12 protein-coding genes are annotated in these 17,711 nt (G+C 55.6%); 4 read left to right on the top strand and 8 right to left on the bottom strand.

What is annotated here, in order from left to right:
- The first annotated feature begins 586 nt into the window (after positions 1-586).
- The 4 genes from Pla52nx_RS29540 (at position 587) to Pla52nx_RS29525 (ending at position 2,873) form a co-directional block, all read left to right on the top strand.
- Positions 587-1,345, top strand: a complete 759-nt coding sequence (locus tag Pla52nx_RS29540) for a hypothetical protein (protein ID WP_146521527.1) — start codon at positions 587-589, stop codon at positions 1,343-1,345.
- Positions 1,346-1,393: 48 nt separating this feature from the next.
- Positions 1,394-1,945: a hypothetical protein gene (locus tag Pla52nx_RS29535; RefSeq protein WP_146521526.1), complete on the top strand. Its 552-nt coding sequence runs from the start codon at positions 1,394-1,396 to the stop codon at positions 1,943-1,945.
- A gap of 330 nt (positions 1,946-2,275) precedes the next feature.
- Positions 2,276-2,467 carry a hypothetical protein gene (locus Pla52nx_RS29530; RefSeq protein ID WP_146521525.1) on the top strand — a complete coding sequence of 64 codons (192 nt, stop codon included), beginning with the start codon at positions 2,276-2,278 and terminating at the stop codon, positions 2,465-2,467.
- 88 nt (positions 2,468-2,555) lie between these two features.
- A complete protein-coding gene (locus Pla52nx_RS29525; RefSeq protein WP_146521524.1) occupies positions 2,556-2,873 on the top strand; it encodes a hypothetical protein in 318 nt (105 codons plus the stop codon).
- 280 nt (positions 2,874-3,153) lie between these two features.
- Here Pla52nx_RS29525 and Pla52nx_RS29520 read toward each other — a convergent pair whose 3' ends face one another.
- The 8 genes from Pla52nx_RS29520 to Pla52nx_RS29485 form a co-directional block, all read right to left on the bottom strand.
- Positions 3,154-4,170, bottom strand: coding sequence for an IS630 family transposase (locus Pla52nx_RS29520; RefSeq protein WP_197454807.1), 1,017 nt, complete (start codon positions 4,168-4,170; stop codon positions 3,154-3,156).
- Positions 4,171-4,929: 759 nt separating this feature from the next.
- The gene (locus tag Pla52nx_RS29515; RefSeq protein ID WP_231742158.1) at positions 4,930-6,387 is read right to left on the bottom strand and encodes a DUF1501 domain-containing protein; all 1,458 of its coding nucleotides are present in this window, start codon (positions 6,385-6,387) and stop codon (positions 4,930-4,932) included.
- A complete protein-coding gene (locus Pla52nx_RS29510) occupies positions 6,384-8,438 on the bottom strand; it encodes a serine protease (RefSeq protein WP_197454806.1) in 2,055 nt (684 codons plus the stop codon). Before Pla52nx_RS29510 ends, Pla52nx_RS29515 begins: the two co-directional genes overlap by 4 nt.
- 6 nt (positions 8,439-8,444) lie before the next feature.
- Positions 8,445-10,619: a DUF1549 domain-containing protein gene (locus Pla52nx_RS29505; RefSeq protein WP_342190281.1), complete on the bottom strand. Its 2,175-nt coding sequence runs from the start codon at positions 10,617-10,619 to the stop codon at positions 8,445-8,447.
- A gap of 361 nt (positions 10,620-10,980) precedes the next feature.
- Positions 10,981-12,204, bottom strand: coding sequence for a hypothetical protein (locus Pla52nx_RS29500; protein ID WP_197454805.1), 1,224 nt, complete (start codon positions 12,202-12,204; stop codon positions 10,981-10,983).
- Positions 12,204-13,544: a DUF1552 domain-containing protein gene (locus Pla52nx_RS29495; protein WP_146521522.1), complete on the bottom strand. Its 1,341-nt coding sequence runs from the start codon at positions 13,542-13,544 to the stop codon at positions 12,204-12,206. Before Pla52nx_RS29495 ends, Pla52nx_RS29500 begins: the two co-directional genes overlap by 1 nt.
- Positions 13,545-13,575: 31 nt before the next feature.
- Positions 13,576-16,011 (bottom strand): DUF1592 domain-containing protein, encoded by a 2,436-nt coding sequence (locus Pla52nx_RS29490; RefSeq protein ID WP_146521521.1) that lies wholly within the window; start codon positions 16,009-16,011, stop codon positions 13,576-13,578.
- A gap of 154 nt (positions 16,012-16,165) precedes the next feature.
- A complete protein-coding gene (locus Pla52nx_RS29485) occupies positions 16,166-17,470 on the bottom strand; it encodes a UPF0158 family protein (protein ID WP_146521520.1) in 1,305 nt (434 codons plus the stop codon).
- Between the last annotated feature and the right edge of the window lie 241 nt (positions 17,471-17,711).

Below are 17,711 nucleotides of genomic sequence, written 5' to 3'. Positions count from 1 at the left end.
TGCCGATTCGAGTATGTCCCAGAAGTGGAATAAGCGACGAAGACAAATGACACTCAGGGATTCGGACGACCGAATACTACCGTTGAAGCTTGAAAGCCAATCAAATGGAACGAAGTCGAGTAATATCGATCGAGGGAAGGCGGTCGGGATTTCACGCGATTCAGACCTGACGCCTACCGTACTCAGTGACGGACCCACGGTGCTAACCAGGCTGGATCGCGGCGTTCCTTCTGTTCGTGGAGTTTCGAGAGCCCGTCCCCTGCTTTCACAACGCGCACTCCAGCGCGTCGGTCGAATGCACTGGTTCGTGCCTCGCCATCATCAGGCGGATTGCTAGGTGAAATCTGGGAGCCGGATGCTGTAACACGGCACGTCCGGATCTACGAAGGGCCGGGAGTCAATGCGGCATGGTTACAATATTGTGACACCACCAGAGGAAACGGGTGGCAAACAGGGAAAACAAACCGTAACCTAAACCAAAGAGACCCCGGCCTACTCACCCGAAGTCGCGGTGGTGTGATTTCACACATGGATACTCAACTCCCGCGACTCGGTGAATCCTACCGTTCTGCTACAAGGAAGTTGAATGCGCCTCGTCACCAGTTTTATAGCCGTAATTGGGCTTGCTTCCGTTTCTCTTGCCCAGAGCGCATCGACTGGAGAGCGAGAACTTGAACGCATTATCAAGGATCGACCTGCGATGGACGGAATTCTTCCTCGAGACGACGTAATCGTTCGGTGGGTCGTGAGAAGACTTGCGACCGGATCGAACGGAGAAACCGTGAAATGGGATCCAACGGAACCGGACCTCGGGATGGCTCAGCATGTTCCATCGCGTCGTAACGCTCCAGCGATGGTCCGTATAACGAGCTCGCCCGACATGTCTGGCCAAGACAAATGGTATTTGCTGGTTTTCGAGTTGCACAACCTAATGCATCCAGCAATCGCTGAAGGTTTCGAGCGAGCAGCGCGACTCCCGAATGTGGGACAAGCGGAGTTTGTTAATGCTTTACTCGACTACGAATACGAACGAATGGCACGAACCAACAAGTTCTTCATACGCTATCCAATTCCAAGCGCGACGAAAGAGAATGCACCGTTTTACTTCCATGCTTTAGAGTCGCGAATGGAGCTGTTCAAGCGTTCGGCACGGGACGCAATGATCAGTCGTCAATCGGATACGGAATATGGGAAAAACGTTGTTGACCTTTACTCAGCATGGTATCGTCAAATTCGGGCGTCACCAAGAAGTTCTGGGATTCGTAGAGCAGAACAATGGGATGCACACGAAGGCCGCGAGTCAGGTCAATCGGTTTGGCCTGAGTCTTTCGCGCGGCCTCGGTGATCCCCGACGTTCGCCGACTTAATTTAGCGTCGACTTGGAACTCAATCCGTGAACCGAAAATACCGCACCGCTGAGATCGCTGCTGCGACGTTTGTTCTTGGGCTGATCTGCGGATACGCAACGCGATTAATTCGCTTGCCTCTACCCGACGTTACGGCTGATCTTCGGCCACGATTGACTGCGGATCCCTATCTCCCTGATAGTTCCGCGATCGGCACGGCAATCAATGCCGTTGGCCCACTCGCGATCAAGACTTCACCCGATGCCATACCGCCGGACTTTGTGGTTCTAGACATCGACTCACGCGATTCCGTTGCTGGCATCCACTTCCTGTACCACTGGATTGACGACGACTTCGACCTCAAGTCGGAACTTGTCAGCCGCTACGGGCAATTCGAGAAGCAGATCACAATGGACCGGCCGGACTTTGGCTTGTTTCGTGACAATCAACGCGGACTTGTTTGGGCCGCTGCCATCGAGGACGATGATGACTCCGTTGGTGATCGGCGTTCTGCTGTTCTGTCCGTCCATTCGTTAGGTGCCGCAGCAGAGAGGCCCGTCGTGCCGCCTGGTACACGCGTTGATCCGGCGGGCGGGTAACCATCCCGTGCACCGAAGGACGGCTTGCGCGATTACTTAAATGGAAAATCGATCGTCCGTCCTCGGTGACGGGCAGTCGTTGAACTTAATCGGGTCTCTGTTGGTTGAGTAGGTGAAGAGTCTGGCAGTGGATTGCTGATCGTTCTTTGGGGCAAGTCAGGAGTACGCATCCTTGCGAGAAAGGAGGCGTTGGCATCCTTGCCAACCAACTTCAAGCGTTGATTGTGCTTCTTCTTGCATTCGCACACCGCACCTTCTTTTCCCCGCCGCTTGGGCGCAATTGACGGCTGTCTTCTATGACCGACTTCGCGGTCGGGGGAGTCGTGTTGTATGAACGGCGTCTTTGCTGTGCTGATGCTGATGGGTTGGGCGATGGTTTTCGGTTGTGTCGGCGGATTCGCCTACGCCTGCGGCTGTGCGTTAAACGAGATTGGTGGTCTGGGCGATGGGGTTCGGTTGTGTCAGCGGATTCGATTACGCCTGCGGCTTGGCGTTAAACGAGATTGGTGGATGGCGGCGTGACTGCTCGCTGCGCTCGTTGGGGTAGCGTCTCGGAGAGACGCTGCTACGTGGTAGCCGGTCAGTCGATTCACCACCGGCACAAGGCCGGATGGAGTCTGTTCCATCGTTGCCAGAGTGCAAGTGCTGCGACAGCATCGAGCTAAGTTTGGTGTGTGAGGCGCCCAAGCCGACGTGGAAGGAGTTGTTCTGGCGGGAGAGTGAGACGTGTCCGGAATGGTACGCGGAGCGACAGCGGGAGTCACACCGCGAGTTCTGGACGGCACATTACGGTTCGGATGATTACGACTGGTACCTGGAAACGCAGGTAGAAGTCGCAAAGGAAACGGGACCGGAACCGGCAAAAGCGATCCAGATGTACCTCTTCGGTTTGACACCGGAAGTGTCGTTTGAGATAGAATCTTTTTGAGGCGGATTGGACGCTCCGATCCAAGTCCTACGGGCAAGTTCATTTGAGCTGGCAACCTCCGACAAAGCTCAACGCACGATCTATGCATGCACGTCCTGTGCCTGCATAGATCGCAATTCGTTAGGACCAAGAGGAGAATTCGTTTTGATATCACGTTGGACACAACTCATTGTCGTTGTATTTGTCGCTAGCTCCTTGCTTGGATGTCAGCAGCGACGCGAAGTTGGCGATACGGACCCACAGGGTGCAGTACTAAGCACCCCATCAGCGATCTTGCAGGTTATTGTGTAACCAGCGACGGCATATGAAATACGGTTCCTATATTTGCAATGCACGCAGTCGCGCACTCCAGCATATCATCAAAGGTTTCCCAGGCCTGGACCGGCATCAATTCATATTTGAGTTTCTCCCAGAATCGTTCAATTCGATTCAACTCAGGACTGTACGGTGGTATCCGAAAGAATTCCACATTGCGTTGCTGCCATACCAATTCTTGACGACGAAACTCCTCGCTGGTGTGGACCGACGCGTTGTCGATGACGATTGTAGCCGGTCGCGTCAACGTCGAGATGAAATGATCAATCACCGACGTGACCGTCCAAGTGCTCACATTGCTACGATGGAGGTAGCAGTGAACGTCACCCTCGCACGACTGGAAGCCGAGGGCCTGAAGGCTTGGTCGAGATCCTCCGGTCACCGGAACTTCGATTCGTTCGCCCACAGGTTGCCAACCGTATGGCACGACTTCCCGGAGCGTCAGTGCGGATTCATCAAAGTAGTAGACATCCCGATCGGGCCTCGCGGCCAAGTTGGCAATCTTTCTCTTCGCCTTGTCAAATTTGGCCTGATCTCGCTTTTTGCGGAGACTCTTTCGAAAGCGTTTCCAGTTCAAACCAAAGCGATGGCAGTAGCGACGCAGTGTCGATCGACTAATCTGCTTTCCGGTTTCCTCTTTGAGCTTGCTGAGCACCGTGCGAGCACGATTGGGATAGCACTCGATGAGTTCACGAAGGATCGATTGCTCGTGATCATTGAGAGCAGGATCACCTCCCTTTCTCGGCTTGTCAGTGATTCCATCGATCCCATGCTGGTTAAACCGATCGATCCACCGACGCACCGTGTCAGGATGTCCTTGTACAATGTCAGCGATCTGAGCGGCGGAATAATCTCTGACGCTCAACAAGATAGCTTCGGCCCGCCGACGATGGGACGGCAAGCGGTGATGCGACTTCATCTGTTCAAGCTGTTTCAATTGCCGCCGATCTGGCAGAGCAAATTTAAAGACAGGACGTGCCATTGGATCCTCCCGGCTGGACATCACCTGGGGGCAGGGCGATGCTAGCAAAAGACAGGATTGATCCTCCAGGTAAAAGTGCAAATCTCAAGCCAAACCGCTGTGGTTGTTATCCTACAAGACCGTTGCTGGGGTGCTTACTTGTGGAGCAAGACGACGGACCAAACGATAATCTGGATTCGGACACTGTTTCGAGCCCTCCCGATGGCTGGCAACTGTATGAATCCTCTGATGACGGTTTCACGGTCATCGCTTGACAACTCGAAAAGTATTTCCATGTTCGTGCAGAAGGACGTCGGCAGTGGAATATCCGAGGAGGAGGTTCAAATGTTTCTCAATTCGTTTAAGCTGCTGAATTGAAACGCCGCTATCCGACAGCATATCCATAACATACACCGGAGTACGGGTGGTTCGCTTTTCGAGTAAGCGCAACGATGTCTCCCCGTACCCGGTGACGGCTGCAGTTGAACTTAATCGGGTCTTGGTTGGTTGAGTTCGTGGTGTGCCTTGAAGTGGAGTGCTGACTGCTTGTGGTTGTGGTTCAGGGGGGACGCATCTTTGCGAGAAAGGAGGCGTTGGCTTCCCTGCCAACCAACTTAAAGCCTTGACCTGTCGCATACGGTGTGTTGCGCGGTGTTCTCTGTGACCGGCTTCGCGGTCGGGGTAAGGGACGTCACTAGAAGTTTTCCACAGTTCCAGACGGCCAATCGTGAGGACGGGCGTACCGTACTTCGTCATGCGTAGCATGACCTACGACTTATTTCATCCCATCAGCTCTGGGATCGGTGTTCCGTGATCGACGATTGGTGTGGGGCGGCCGTTGAAGTCTTTGATGAAAACCTTGGACGAATCGATTCCCAAGTGATGATAGATCGTTGCTAGGAAATCACCGGGGCCGCATGGTCGCTCCACGACGTCTTCGCCGCGTTTGTCCGTTGAACCGATGAAGCGTCCTGTCTCGATTCCACCGCCGGCCCAGATGTTTGAGAAGGCTCGGGGCCAGTGGTCACGTCCTGGTTGCTTGGTTCCGGCCGCTGCACTCGCGTTGCCCGCCCCGGTGCTGGGTTGATAATTGATCTTTGGCGTCCGTCCAAACTCACCCGTCACCACAACCAGCACGCGTTTGGACAAACCACGCTCATGGATGTCTTCGATCAACGCCGTGACGGCTTGATCGTACGCCTGGGCGCGGAAACGCAACGCGTCGAACACGTGGTGGTTGACCGCGTGATCGTCCCAGTTGCTGACGCGGCCACAAAGTTGACCACGCAAGCTGGTCGTCAATACTTCGACTCCGGCCTCGACCAATCGACGCGCCAACAGCAACTGTTGCCCCCAAGCATTTCGACCGTAGCGATCTCGGGTCTTGTCGTCTTCCTGGGTCAAGTCGAAGGCGTCTTTGGTCTTGGGGTTGGTCAGCAATGCCATCGCCTGCGATTCAAATTCGTCCAACGCTCCGAGTTCGCCGTATCGGTCAAACTCGCGAGACATCGTGTCAAGCTTTTCTCGCAGACCGATGCGTCGGCGGATCCTCTCGGCTTCGTTTTGACTGGACAACCCGATGTTGGGAACCACAAAATCGGGAGAATTTGGGTCGCCGGTCACTGAGAATGGTGAGTAGGCATCGCCCAAATACGCGGGGCCGTTATACGTCGATGGCCCACTGACGCCGACGTATCGTGGCAACGGATTCTCTCGCGGCCCCTCTTGGCTTCGCAAATAGTTGACCACCGACATCCAGTCGGGATACTTCGGTTTGGGTTTGTCGCGTGTGTCGGCGTCGCCGGAAAACATCTGCATCGAGCCGGCCGGGTGTCCGCCGGCACCTTGTTTCATGCTCCTGAGCAGCGTGAACTTGTCAGCGATCGCGGCCTGTCTGGGCAGCAACTCGGTGAACTTCATTCCCGTCACTTTGGTCGAGATCATGCCAAAGGGTCCGCGATACTCGCTGCCCGCGTCGGGTTTGGGGTCGTAGGTGTCAATGTGAGAGCATCCGCCTGGTTTCCACACCAAGATCACGGCGGTCTTTTCGCTTGCCGCAGTCGAACCGGTTGCAGCGAGACTGGCCGCGCGTAATCGCATGACCGCTGGCAGGCTGAGGCTCGCAAAACCGGCGATGCCCATTTTCATAAAACTGCGTCGCGTACCGGCAAGATTCGCGGCTATGTTGTGCGTTGCGGCGTCAGGACCCGGACAGCACAATTCTTGTGAAGGATTCATTTTTTCTCTTCCGGCAACACTCGGATGTGGACGGGCTGGGTGACGATGATGTCGGCAATGTCATTGGTCTTGGCGTCGGCAGCGTCCGGATTCGCTGCGTACTTGACGACAGCGCCTCCGTAAAAGGCGATCGTGTAATCGCCAGGCGGGGTTTTGGTTTTGGCCAGATCGATCACGGCTTCGGTTCGATCAGCCGTGAGCGAGACGTCGAACGTGGGGTTACGCTCCATATCGCCGCCAAACGTGCTGAGGCTCAGGTTCGCTCCCGAAAACTTTGCGTTGGATGTTTGAACCATCGGGATGGTCAGCTTTTCGCCCGCTTTCGCTTCCCAAACTTTGTCTTCTTGAGGCGAGATCGTCAGTGGCGTTTTCTCGATCGCGCTGACCGAAATCGGAACATCGGCCAGCAACCTTGGACTGGGGATTTCCGACTTGCCGTCTTTGACGGGCCATTTCATCGATGCCAGGTGACAGCGTCGCGTGACGGTTTGCCCATCGATCTCGGCGGTGCCATAGAAATCGGCCATCGACATATCCTGCCGGGCGTCTTCCGCGGCCGTGACGAGCATAATGCCTCGCGATTGTTTGGCGGGGATCGTCAACCCTTGTGCGGCGACGCCTTCGGGCAAGTGGTCCATTCTGAGTTCGATCGGGCCGTCAAACCCGTCCTTGCGAATCACGACGACTTCCAATGCCATGGTCGCTCCAGGGCGAAGCGCAATCGGTTTGGAAAGTGCATTGCGATCCCCGTTGCGCAACATCATGTGCAACGCCCATCCGACCAGCGCAAAGTCTGGCTGGGCTTTGCGGATCACCATCCGATAGACGTTGCGTGGATCGTTGCGAGTGCCGCCGAACAGATCTCGCAGTTGCAATCGATAGCGACCGTCCATTTGGATTTGAAACTGACCCAGCACGTCGCTGGAGCCCGCGTTGTACGGCGGTCCATCGTAGGCGTATCCGTTGCTGGAAACTTTCACCGGACTTGAGATGTCGTTCAATTCGGCGACATCCACATACTTGCGATCGTCGCCTTCGTCAACGATTTGTTGCACCAATACGGATGGATCTGTTGGCAAGCCCAGTCGCTGAGACGCAACCTCCACCCACCACATCTCGCCTTTCTTGGCATTAAACTCAAAGGTGTCCACATCGGCGGCGGGATAGAAGCTGCCGGCGATGTCACACGGCAGCCCGATCTCTTGAGTCGTGTCTTGATTCGGTTCGATCTCACGCATCTCTGCCACAGCGGACAAGCCCGGCGGAGGCCACGAAAACGCGTTGACTTGTTGCGTTGACGGCAATGGATCGGGGATCACGTCACCCGCAACATCTCGAATCGCAAGTCGATAAAAATACTCTGGACCGCCATTGAACGTCAGCTCATGAACCTTGACTTGGTAGATCCCGTCTTTGGGAGCCGTGAAATCGATCGCTCCGCCTCGCCTTTCGACCATCAAGTCACGACCTTTTTCGTCCGCGACGATCAGCACGGCTTTCAGTTTGGAATCGATCCCATCGGCGGCGCACTCCACCAAGACACGTTGCCCCTTGTTGGCAGTGAATGAGTAATGGTTGACCGCTCGAACCGGCATTGTTGCGTTGCAGATCGTGTTGATCGCCAGCTCCATCGGGGCTTCGGCGGTTGGTGTTGGTTTCTCCTGGATCACTTCTGGCAGCGACGACACCGAGAACACACGTGACGTGGAAAGCCCCAACGGGGTCATCAACCGGGCTTCGTGAATTCCCAGAGGGCAGTCCGGCGAGATCGTCACGGTGTACTTTCCCGCCAGCGGCAGGCCATCGGCGTCGAGCTTGGGCAGGGCACTGATCCTCGGGTCCGAAAACCGCAATTGCTCCGCACCTTCGATCGATTCGCCAGTCACGGTCACTTCCACGGTCGAACCGACTTGGCCGCCCATCGGCATGGTTGTCAGCAACCGGGGTGCCGGCAAGCAAACCGACTGAGCACTCACATAGCTGAGGTGTCCAGCAAAAAAGGCAAGAACCGCAACCGCCAGTCTCGCAGTTGTCTTGGGGAGATCATTCATGATGTGCTAGTGGTTGAAGATGAATTCTTTGGTGTTGATCAACGCCCAGGTGAGATCCTGCAAGTTGTCCCGCAAGGCCTGGTTTTCCGACAGCGGCTTGCCGTCGTCACCGACGCGAGACTCGACCAGATAAGCGGCTGCAATACGCAACTCCTCGTCGCTGGGCAAACGACTCAGCGCGGCCAAGTACATTTCTCGAACTTGATCTTCGATGGGATTCGCATCCTTGGTCAGTCTTGCTACGCGACCGTTTGACGCCGCTATTTTGGACTTGATGTCAGCCGCGTTGATCAAGTGCAGGCTTTGAGCCAAACTAGCCGACTGAACACGTTCGCACTCGCAGACGCTGGTGCTTTCGGGACGCCCGAACACTTTTAAGAACGGAGACGAAGTGTTGTAGCTGTTGTCAGGCAAAGCTACGGCGCGCGTCCCAGGCGGCAGGTTTGCAAAGCTGGTGGTCGCTCCGGTCACTTGATCAATGGCATCCAACAAAACCTCGGCTTGCAATCGTCTCGGAAAGTATCGGGAGTAGTTTTGCATGTCCGCGATGTTGTGCTCGTTCGGTGCGGCACTGAGTTGATAGGCCCTGGAGGTCGCAATCACTCGAATCAAGTCTTTGAGATCAAATCCGCTCTCGATGAAATGCAGCTCCAAGGCGGCGAGCAATTCAGGGTTGGTCGGAGGATTCGTGTCGCGGATGTCGTCTTCTGGTTCGATCAATCCGCGTTTGAAAAAGTGCTTCCAGTAGCGATTGACGAGCGCTTTGGCGAAGAACGGGTTTTCGGGCGAAGCCATCCAGTCGGCCAGTTTCAGCCGTGGGTCCTCATCGGGCGAGATTTCGCCGACACGGTCGCCCAGTGCGATCGGACGAATCATCGTCCCGGTCTTCATGTTCTTTGCTTCGGCCACACCACGTTGGTGAAAGATCAGGTCTTCGCCTGCCGTCGCCGTCGGTTTGCGCCCGACACGGCTAAAGAACGCAGTCAACGCGTAGTAATCGTCTTGGCTCCATCGTTCAAACGGGTGGTGGTGACATTGGGCACACTGCAACCGAACGCCGAGGAAAAGCTGCGAGACGTCTTCGATCTGTTGGTTCGGCTCTTTCACGCGTTTGTACCACGCGACTGGCGGGTTGCCGATGATCGTTCCCGTTGCAGCCAGCAGTTCACGCACGATTTGATCGTACGGTGTGTTGGCGAGCAGACTGTCACGCACCCAAGCGTGAAAAGCAAAGTTGGATGTGATGTCGCTGCGATCATCGCGGCGGTTCTTCAACAGCGCCGTCCACTTGTTGGCAAAATAGTCCGCGTAGTCCGGGCTCCGCAGCAGCTCATCAACGACCTGGATACGACGATCGGCAGATTCGTTTTCGAGAAAGTTTTTGGTTTCTTCTTCGCTGGGTAGTCGCCCGGCGATGTCCAACGTCACGCGTCGCAAGAACGTGGCGTCATCGCAAACCGGCGACGGTGGAATTCCTAACTGGGTAAGGTTGCCGAAGACATGCTCGTCGACAAAGTTGATCGGTTCTGGTACGTCGCCCACTGGTGCTGCCATTGGAATGGTCGCGCTGTGAACTGCGACGCGACCTTGATAGCGGACCATGACGGATGCGTTGCCGGGGATGTCGCTGGCTGTCGCCAGCCCGTCGTCGGTGACCGTGATCATTGCGTCATCGTTGGACTCAAACAAAGCCAGCGATGTGACATCACGCTGACTGCCATCGGAGTACTTGACCATCACGGCCAACTGCCGCTGCTCGTTGGGTTTCAGGATTGCCGCGGGCGGGTCAACTTCCACGGAGGTGACCTGGGTGTTGTTTTCTGGGGAAGCTGGCATTCCCTGCTCAATCCATTGATGCAGCAGTCGGTAACCACTGGAATCTTTTGACAGTCGGATGCCACCTCCGTGAGGGATTTCGCCTGACGCTTTTTGCAGAATCAAACTCAGCTCGGGCGCGGCAGGAAAGACACGCCGCCCACGACCGCCTCGCACCAAGTGCGTGTAGTCGTCTTGGGGCTCAAATCCGAGCAAGGAAAGCTCGAATCCGTTTTGACCTCCACCAGCCTTGGCATGACAGACGCCGGTATTGCAACTCGCCTTGGTCAGCACCGGCATGATGTCGTTGACAAAATCAACCGACGGAGTCTCTGCGCGTACAGTTTGAATGCTGAGAACAACCATCAAGAATCCAGCAGCGATCCCCCAGCTCCGTAATGGGATGCGCCAGAATTTCCCTTGCGCCCTCTCGCTCGTGGAAGTCATATCGCCGCGTCGAGAGAATCCTTCTCTTAACCAACGCGCAGCAGGATCGTCGAGACGTTGTGGCATGGTTTGGAGAGTCAAAGGCGGGGGACTCGGAGCGATTCGGGGGGGGGAATCGCCATGGTGGGAGTGGACCTTATTCTAGTGGCTAGAGATCCCGGCGTCCAATATCAGGTTTCAAACGCGGTGATTGAGCGATCGACGTGTTCGAAAAACCATCCTTATGCTGGGCGGTTCCTTGTGAAATCCGTTCAGGGTGACGTCGGCTTGTAACCCTGCGTCAGTCCTGAAACACCTCAGGGCTGGGCCAGCGGTCCTCGAAACCTCGCACCCGCTCCTCGACGGGCGGTTTGACATTGGGCCAGCCCTGAGCGCGAATGCGGACGATTCGTCCAGGCCGGAAACCTTCCAAGATCAGTGGGACTTTGAACCCGATTTGGATCCCACTGCTACCCAGCGGCGGATTCCGTGGTGATGTGTCGACTCCGACGATCATGCCGTCCATTCCGTCGTGGTCGGGCCACCAAGTCCGCAATGTGTCCTCCGCCGCAGCCATCTTGCCACTGGTGCCGGGTTTGAAGTCCGCGTAGAGTGACTCGTCGATGCCACCGAACAAGGTTGTCGTCACAATGGCGTGACCAAATTGTCCGTATTCGATGGAGTCCACCATCGCAGGCATCCAACGCGTTCGGATGTGTCGAATGTGGCGCTGACGAACGCGTTCTGTCGCGACCGTCATGGCCGTTTCATCGAGCCAAATGTCGGCGACATGAAACTGTTGGTAGAGATAGCGTGGATGCCAAGTCAGAGCGAGCTGGACAGGCTGACCGCTCAGTTCTTTTTGCCCCTCGGCAGGCCAAGTCCCATCCGCCGTCAGTTCGTCCGTCCCCAGTAGCTCCCGTCCACGCCAGATACGTGTGGATCTGTCGATGGTCAACTTATGTTCGCCGCCCAAACCATCGCCGTCGTCCTCTCGATGCAGGCTCGCGACCAAATCACCTTCGCCGTTCTTGATGTCGACCGACCTGAGCTTCCAAGATTTGCCTTCTCGCAAACAAAGGCTCGGCCCGTCTTCCAACAGGATCGCGTGATTTTCCGCCGGGGCAGTTTTGTCGTTTCCCTTTCCATTGGGAACAGCAGAGTTCTTTGGATCGGGAGGCAAGAAAAAGCGACCGTAAAGAACCGTTCCAATGGGAATGTCTCGCAAATCGGCAGGGGCACCACGGTAGCGAATCATTCCATAGGGCAGCATGGCGAAATGATGAAGTCGACCTTCCTGGTAGTGGCCGTCCACATGCAGTCGCAGGCTGCCTCGTCGATTCACATGATCGACAAAGACCAATTCGCCTCGGAAGGCTTTGGATTCCTCCAGACTCGGAAACTCACCCGGCTTAGGTCGGTACGGTTCCTCGGCGTGTAGCGATCCGATAAACAGCGAAACACAAATCAAGCACGCTAGACTTGTGTGAAACGCAAGCGACTGGATCATTTTTGTTTGATGCATCACAGATCCAATTCACCGTTGCTGTCACCAAAGCGATCCGTCTCCACACCCATTTTCTGCGCCATCGTCAACAATAGGTTGCTCATGTGAGCATTACTGTTGGCCGGTCGACTACACAGGTGGTAGTGTTTGCCAGGTTCATCGAGTTGATAGCCGTCAAAGTGACCTTGGTTGAGATCCACGTGGCGGCCGTGCATGAGCCCACAACCTGTTCCACCGGCCAACACCAGCGGCAAGTTGGCGTTGCCATGACTGTGACCGTAGGCCATGCCGCTGCCGAACAAGGACATGGTCGTGTCTAACAAAGGACGCCCGTTGAAATCAGGTGTCTCGGCCAGACGCGTCAGGAAGTAGCTGAATTGTTCGACGCTGAAGGTGTCGCTCTGTGTGAGCTTTTCCATGTGCCCTGCGTCCCCATTGTGATGGCTGAGTTCGTGACGCGATTGTGAAATCCCCAACTCGGGAATCGCAAGCCCCTGACCCTCCAAGCCACTGCTGAAGGTCACCACACGCGTCGCATCTGTTTGAAAAGCCAAGATGATCAGATCGTAAACCGTCCGGAAATAGTCTCCCGCCTGCGTTTGAGGGACATCGCGTTCATTACGCTTTCGGTCGGCGTCAGAGATCTCTGGACGAGGGACATCCAACCAAGCATCAGCGCGCTTGGTGCGAATTTCGGTTTCACGAACGGCAGTCATGTACTGATTCATTCGCCCTTTGTCCTCCACCCCCATTTTTCGCTCCAGCGAGCGGACTTCCTCCAAATTCGCGTCCAGCACGCTGACCTTTCGTCGCAGGGATCGGCGTTGCGCTGCCGTGCCGTTCTTGGGTTCCTCGAACAGATGAGCAAAGATTTCGCTGCATCGGCTCATCCCGGGAAGCCGGATTCCGTCCGCCGTCCACGCCAATGATTCGCCTTTGTTGGCGATCTCCAACGAATGAAAACGCGTATGCGGTGAAGTCACCTCGGCCATTTGCTGATCGACCGAAATGGTATTGCGATCCGTCGGACCGAGATGTCCTCCGGTGAGCCAGATCTTTTGGCAGTTGTGATGATGTCCCAATCCACCCGGATGATGCAGCCCGCTGATCGGAGTGATGACGGCGCGATGCTTTTCCAACGGCATCAGTGACCGCGAAAACTCGTATCCTTCACCAGGCGAGGTGATCTGATAGTCGAGCGTATTGACGCCGTTGGGAATGTAGATGAATGCACTTCGTCGTGGGGTCTCCCCTTCCGCTGCGCCGGCGAGACGCATGCAGTTCAACAGCGGTAAGGCAATGAAGCTACCCAGGCCACGCAAGGCATGCCGCCGGTCGATCATCCAGGATGGGTTCATGTCAAGGTTCTCAAGGGAGTTGGAGGGACTCTTAACGCTTCCGAAACAGTTCGGACAAGGCGACGGCGCGGACGATGTCTTTCAATTGATAGTGGTTTTGCTTTGCTTCGTTCACGATTGCCTGGATGTCCTCACGATCGTCCACCGTCATGACGCGACGCAAACCGTACGTGCACAGGTGTTCGACGAAGGCTTTCAGGAATGAGTCGCGGTCGTCCAGGAGTAGTTGTTTGAATTGCTCCGCATCGCTGAATGCACGACCGTCGGGCATGACGCCACTTGCATTCACCGGCGGATCTTCGCCGGTACCTTGATCGACTCGTTCGTGTGTTCGCCATTGTCCAATCGCATCGAATTGATCGAATGCCAGTCCGAGCGGATCGACATTGCGATGACAAGCGGCACAGTTCGCGTTCTGCGCATGGGCTTCAATCTTCTGTCGAATGGTTGCCTTGGGACTGCTGGGCGGATTCGGCTCGATCGGGTCGACATTTGCCGGCGGGGGCGGAGGCGTTTTTCCAAAGATGGCTTCGCTAACCCAGACCCCACGATGCACCGGACGATGTCGAGTGCCGTCGGAGGTCAGGCCGAGGATCGCACCCATCGTCAACAGCCCGCCACGATGGTCCTCTTGTCGCAACGACACCCGCTGCACGCCTGAGGTGCTCGGTTCGGGCAATCCGTAAAACTCGCAAAGTCGCGGGTTGACCATCGTCCAGTCGGACTTGAGGAACGCGTCGATGGGCAGGTTACCGGTAAACATCTCGCGAAAGTAGTGAACGACTTCTTCATGCATGCTGGTTTCCAGCCACACGTCATAGTCTGGGTACAACTTGCCATCGGGCGGAAACATTCCCAAACGATGCAATTGCAACCATTGCCGCGGAAAATCTTTAACGAACCGATCGACTTTGGGATCCGCCAGCATGCGATCCACTTGCGTGGCTAATTCGTCTCCAGACAACGCTCCACCGCCTGCCGCATCGAATAGTTCGTTGTCGGGCATGGAACTCCACAAAAAGTATGACAAGCGTGTTGCCAGTTCCCAGTCGGTCAATCGTGTACGCGGTTGAGTCTCGCCCTCCACGATGTAGGCAAAGTTTCGCGAGGTCAGCACGCCCAGCAAAGCAACTCGATACGCAGACGAGACGCTTTCACCGGCGGCAAGTTCCGTCTCGTAGGCATTGAGGTAGTGCTGTAGCTCCGTCGGATTGACCGGACGTCGCCAAGCACGCTGGGCGAATCGCTGCAAATGATCGGTGACCGTGTCCAGGCTAGCGTCATTAGGCGGAAACAAACCGACGCGTGTCGCCCGCTCGGTGTCGCTCTCGATCGGTCCCTCCCACTCGATCCAATCCAGCAACACGAACGAAAAAATCCCGTTGCCGGATTCATCAAAGAGTTTGGGTCCGGTCGGATTCAACAACTGAGTCTCACTGGTATGAGTGAAGATGTAGTTGGAACCGCCCAGGATGTTGCGATGATGGCCACCTTTGTCTCGTGAAATGATGTCGGTGACAACGACGTTGAAATCGAGACTTGCGGGCATCTCTAAAAACACTTCGAACTCAATGATCTCCGGTTGGTCCTCTGGTGCCAAGACATCCAGTTCAATCAGTCCTTCGTTCGTCGCTTCACCCGTGCTCTGGCCGATCCGCAAGTGTGCCCGTTGGCCGCCGGGAGGGCGAATCCCGCTGACCTGTATTCTGGCACGATACAATCCACTGTGTTCGGGCCCAACGCGTCCCAGCCAGTTGGGACGCAACGCAGCTTGTAGTCGTCCCGGAAAGATCAAGGCGCGAAGCGGACGCTTGATGCCAAATCGATCGAGATATTCCTGTTGTTGCTTGCCGCCACCGTAACGAATCTCAGCCGCCGTTTTGCGAATGGTTTGTGACGTGACCGACTGTTGAGGAAACGCACGATCCAAAACGATCTCTGCCGCTCGGTAGTACCTTTCCACGTGCGACGGCGACAATGAAAGCAACGCGCCAATTCGTTCGTAACCTTGCCAAAGAGGATCGGCATTCAGCTCACCGGGTTGAGTCGGATCGTAGCGAACACCGAGTAAATCGTAGACGGTGTTTTGGTATTCGCGTCGACTGAGACGATAGTGTGCGACCGGTGGCCGAGTCGCCATTCTCGCCGCCCTTCCTTCGCGGATGCGAGCATCAAGCTGCGTGACGACACTGGCAATCTCATCTTCCGTGGGCTGTGGTTCTTCCGCGGGCGGCATCTCTCCCGCATTGATCCGCTCCACAATCTCGGCCCACAGATGGCTATCGGCTCCGACTTTGAAATCACGCGATAATTGGTCGATCCGCAAGTCCCTCTCGACTTTCTCTGGCCCGTGACACCGCAAGCAGTGTGTGTTCAAGAACGACTCAAACGATTCTGCTGCGGAAACAGTTGCTGCGCTAGCAACCATGGGCAGCACGATCAAGAACAAACGTAGGATGACGTTCATCAGGTTCACGGGAGCGTCGGCAAGGCGGGGAAGCGAGGCAGGGCAGGCGGGAGTTCCGATTATACTCCCCGCAGCGGCTCCAGGTGCGATCGGAAACACTTTGCCTGTTTCGCGACACTTGCAACATTGCTGACAACCCACCTCGCGAACGGTCTCAGAACGGAGGCTCGTCCGGGGCAACTCTCTCGCGCACCCATTGAATCGAGTTTTCTTCCAGCCAACGAATTGCGATCAGTTCGAATTTCCAGTCACGAAACTGAAACCATTCAAACTCCATGCTCAGTTCTCGGACAGCTTCTTTGAACTTGCGAAAGGCACCTTTGCCGTGAATCGCATTTTCAAGCTGCTCCCGATCTTCTTCATTCGGCAACGACTCACAGAATTCACGCATGATTTCCCATTCGTGAATATCGTAAGAACTGGGCAGGGGCTCGTAATCATTCGACTCCTCGATCTCTCTGGCCTCTTGCAGCATCTCGTCTGTCCCATTGCCAAAATAACCTGTCGAATCACCTGCCGCCTCATCCTCCAGGTAGGAAAAAATATCCGCAGGCAGGCCGATGACTTTTCCGGTTCGCTTGTTGACGAACGATGACCACTCACTGTTGCCGCACTGCATTTCCTCAATCACGTCGGACAGCAAGACGGGTTCGAGTTGCTCCCAATCCGCCGTAGAGACCTGCTCTTCATGGAACGATTCGTTCTCGTCATCAAACCTCAGCACATCGAGCGGCGGCGGCAAGTCTTGCTCCAGCGGCCCAGGAATGTGACCTCCGAAACGCCATGTTTCTACTCGCTCGCCCGTGAGCCGCTTCAGCATATTGCTCCATGCCAACGCGGCTTGCTCGACGTCCGCGTCGGGTGCGATGTCAGTGAAATAGTCACGATCGATCCCGGCGATTTGCCGAACAGCATGAGATTCATCTGGATCGATATCCATCAGGGGAGATTCCAAAAGCCAATCTTCGTCCTGCAGAACTCGATCACGTAGACTATCGATGATACCTTGCCAAATGCTCAAGTCCTGACACTCGGGGTCCGGTGCCTCGAAATCTGGATCCTCTACGTCCGCATTCACGAGGTAGGCCTCGATGACCTGTTCACGCTCCAGGGTTCCCTCTGGGCCTGAAGTTGACGACGTGTGATCGAGATCGATCTCGATGTTCACCGAATCGTAGACCTGTCGATACAACGCTGCGATCGTCGCATCCAGTAATGCCGTGCAGGGAGGCGCATCGACCGTTTCATCGAGTAAGTAAAGAGTGACGCGGTCGATCATCACGATCTTCTGTTCCGGCGACAATGCTTCAAAGATGACGCTGTCGCCCCGGTTCATATCAGCCCTGCCATCGGACGGCACATGATTGCGCAAGTCGTCGGTGAATCTCCACGCAGCATGCGCGATCAATCTCGCCTCAGCACCCCTCAAGACGCGGTCGCCGTAAGTCGTTTCGTACATTGGCCTGCTGTTCCCTTGCCGTGATTTTGTCGGTCGCAATTTGATTTCAGATTGCTTGCTATACTATGGATCCTGCCTTACGCAACATCGCTCAACCTTTTCGTAGTGGGATTCGCCAGAATTCCTGAGTAGGCTTGGAAAGAAGGGGATTCTGGCGAATCCCATTACGTTTTGCAGTTGGAGTCCAGGCTTCAGCCGCTCGCGCGCAACTTTCCGGCTACACCAACCGACCCTAAGCACA

It is taken from the genome of Stieleria varia (assembly GCF_038443385.1).
GTDB lineage: Bacteria > Planctomycetota > Planctomycetia > Pirellulales > Pirellulaceae > Stieleria > Stieleria varia.
This window is presented reverse-complemented; position numbering and strand designations above follow the sequence as displayed.

Coding starts and splice junctions, on each gene's coding strand:
- Pla52nx_RS29505 (WP_342190281.1), bottom strand. CDS start 10,619: ATGGTTGTTCTCAGCATTCAAACTGTACGCGCAGAGACTCCGTCGGTT.
- Pla52nx_RS29485 (WP_146521520.1), bottom strand. CDS start 17,470: ATGTACGAAACGACTTACGGCGACCGCGTCTTGAGGGGTGCTGAGGCG.
- Pla52nx_RS29515 (WP_231742158.1), bottom strand. CDS start 6,387: ATGAATCCTTCACAAGAATTGTGCTGTCCGGGTCCTGACGCCGCAACG.
- Pla52nx_RS29520 (WP_197454807.1), bottom strand. CDS start 4,170: ATGGCACGTCCTGTCTTTAAATTTGCTCTGCCAGATCGGCGGCAATTG.
- Pla52nx_RS29530 (WP_146521525.1), top strand. CDS start 2,276: ATGAACGGCGTCTTTGCTGTGCTGATGCTGATGGGTTGGGCGATGGTT.
- Pla52nx_RS29500 (WP_197454805.1), bottom strand. CDS start 12,204: ATGCATCAAACAAAAATGATCCAGTCGCTTGCGTTTCACACAAGTCTA.
- Pla52nx_RS29525 (WP_146521524.1), top strand. CDS start 2,556: ATGGAGTCTGTTCCATCGTTGCCAGAGTGCAAGTGCTGCGACAGCATC.
- Pla52nx_RS29540 (WP_146521527.1), top strand. CDS start 587: ATGCGCCTCGTCACCAGTTTTATAGCCGTAATTGGGCTTGCTTCCGTT.
- Pla52nx_RS29510 (WP_197454806.1), bottom strand. CDS start 8,438: ATGAATGATCTCCCCAAGACAACTGCGAGACTGGCGGTTGCGGTTCTT.
- Pla52nx_RS29490 (WP_146521521.1), bottom strand. CDS start 16,011: ATGAACGTCATCCTACGTTTGTTCTTGATCGTGCTGCCCATGGTTGCT.
- Pla52nx_RS29495 (WP_146521522.1), bottom strand. CDS start 13,544: ATGAACCCATCCTGGATGATCGACCGGCGGCATGCCTTGCGTGGCCTG.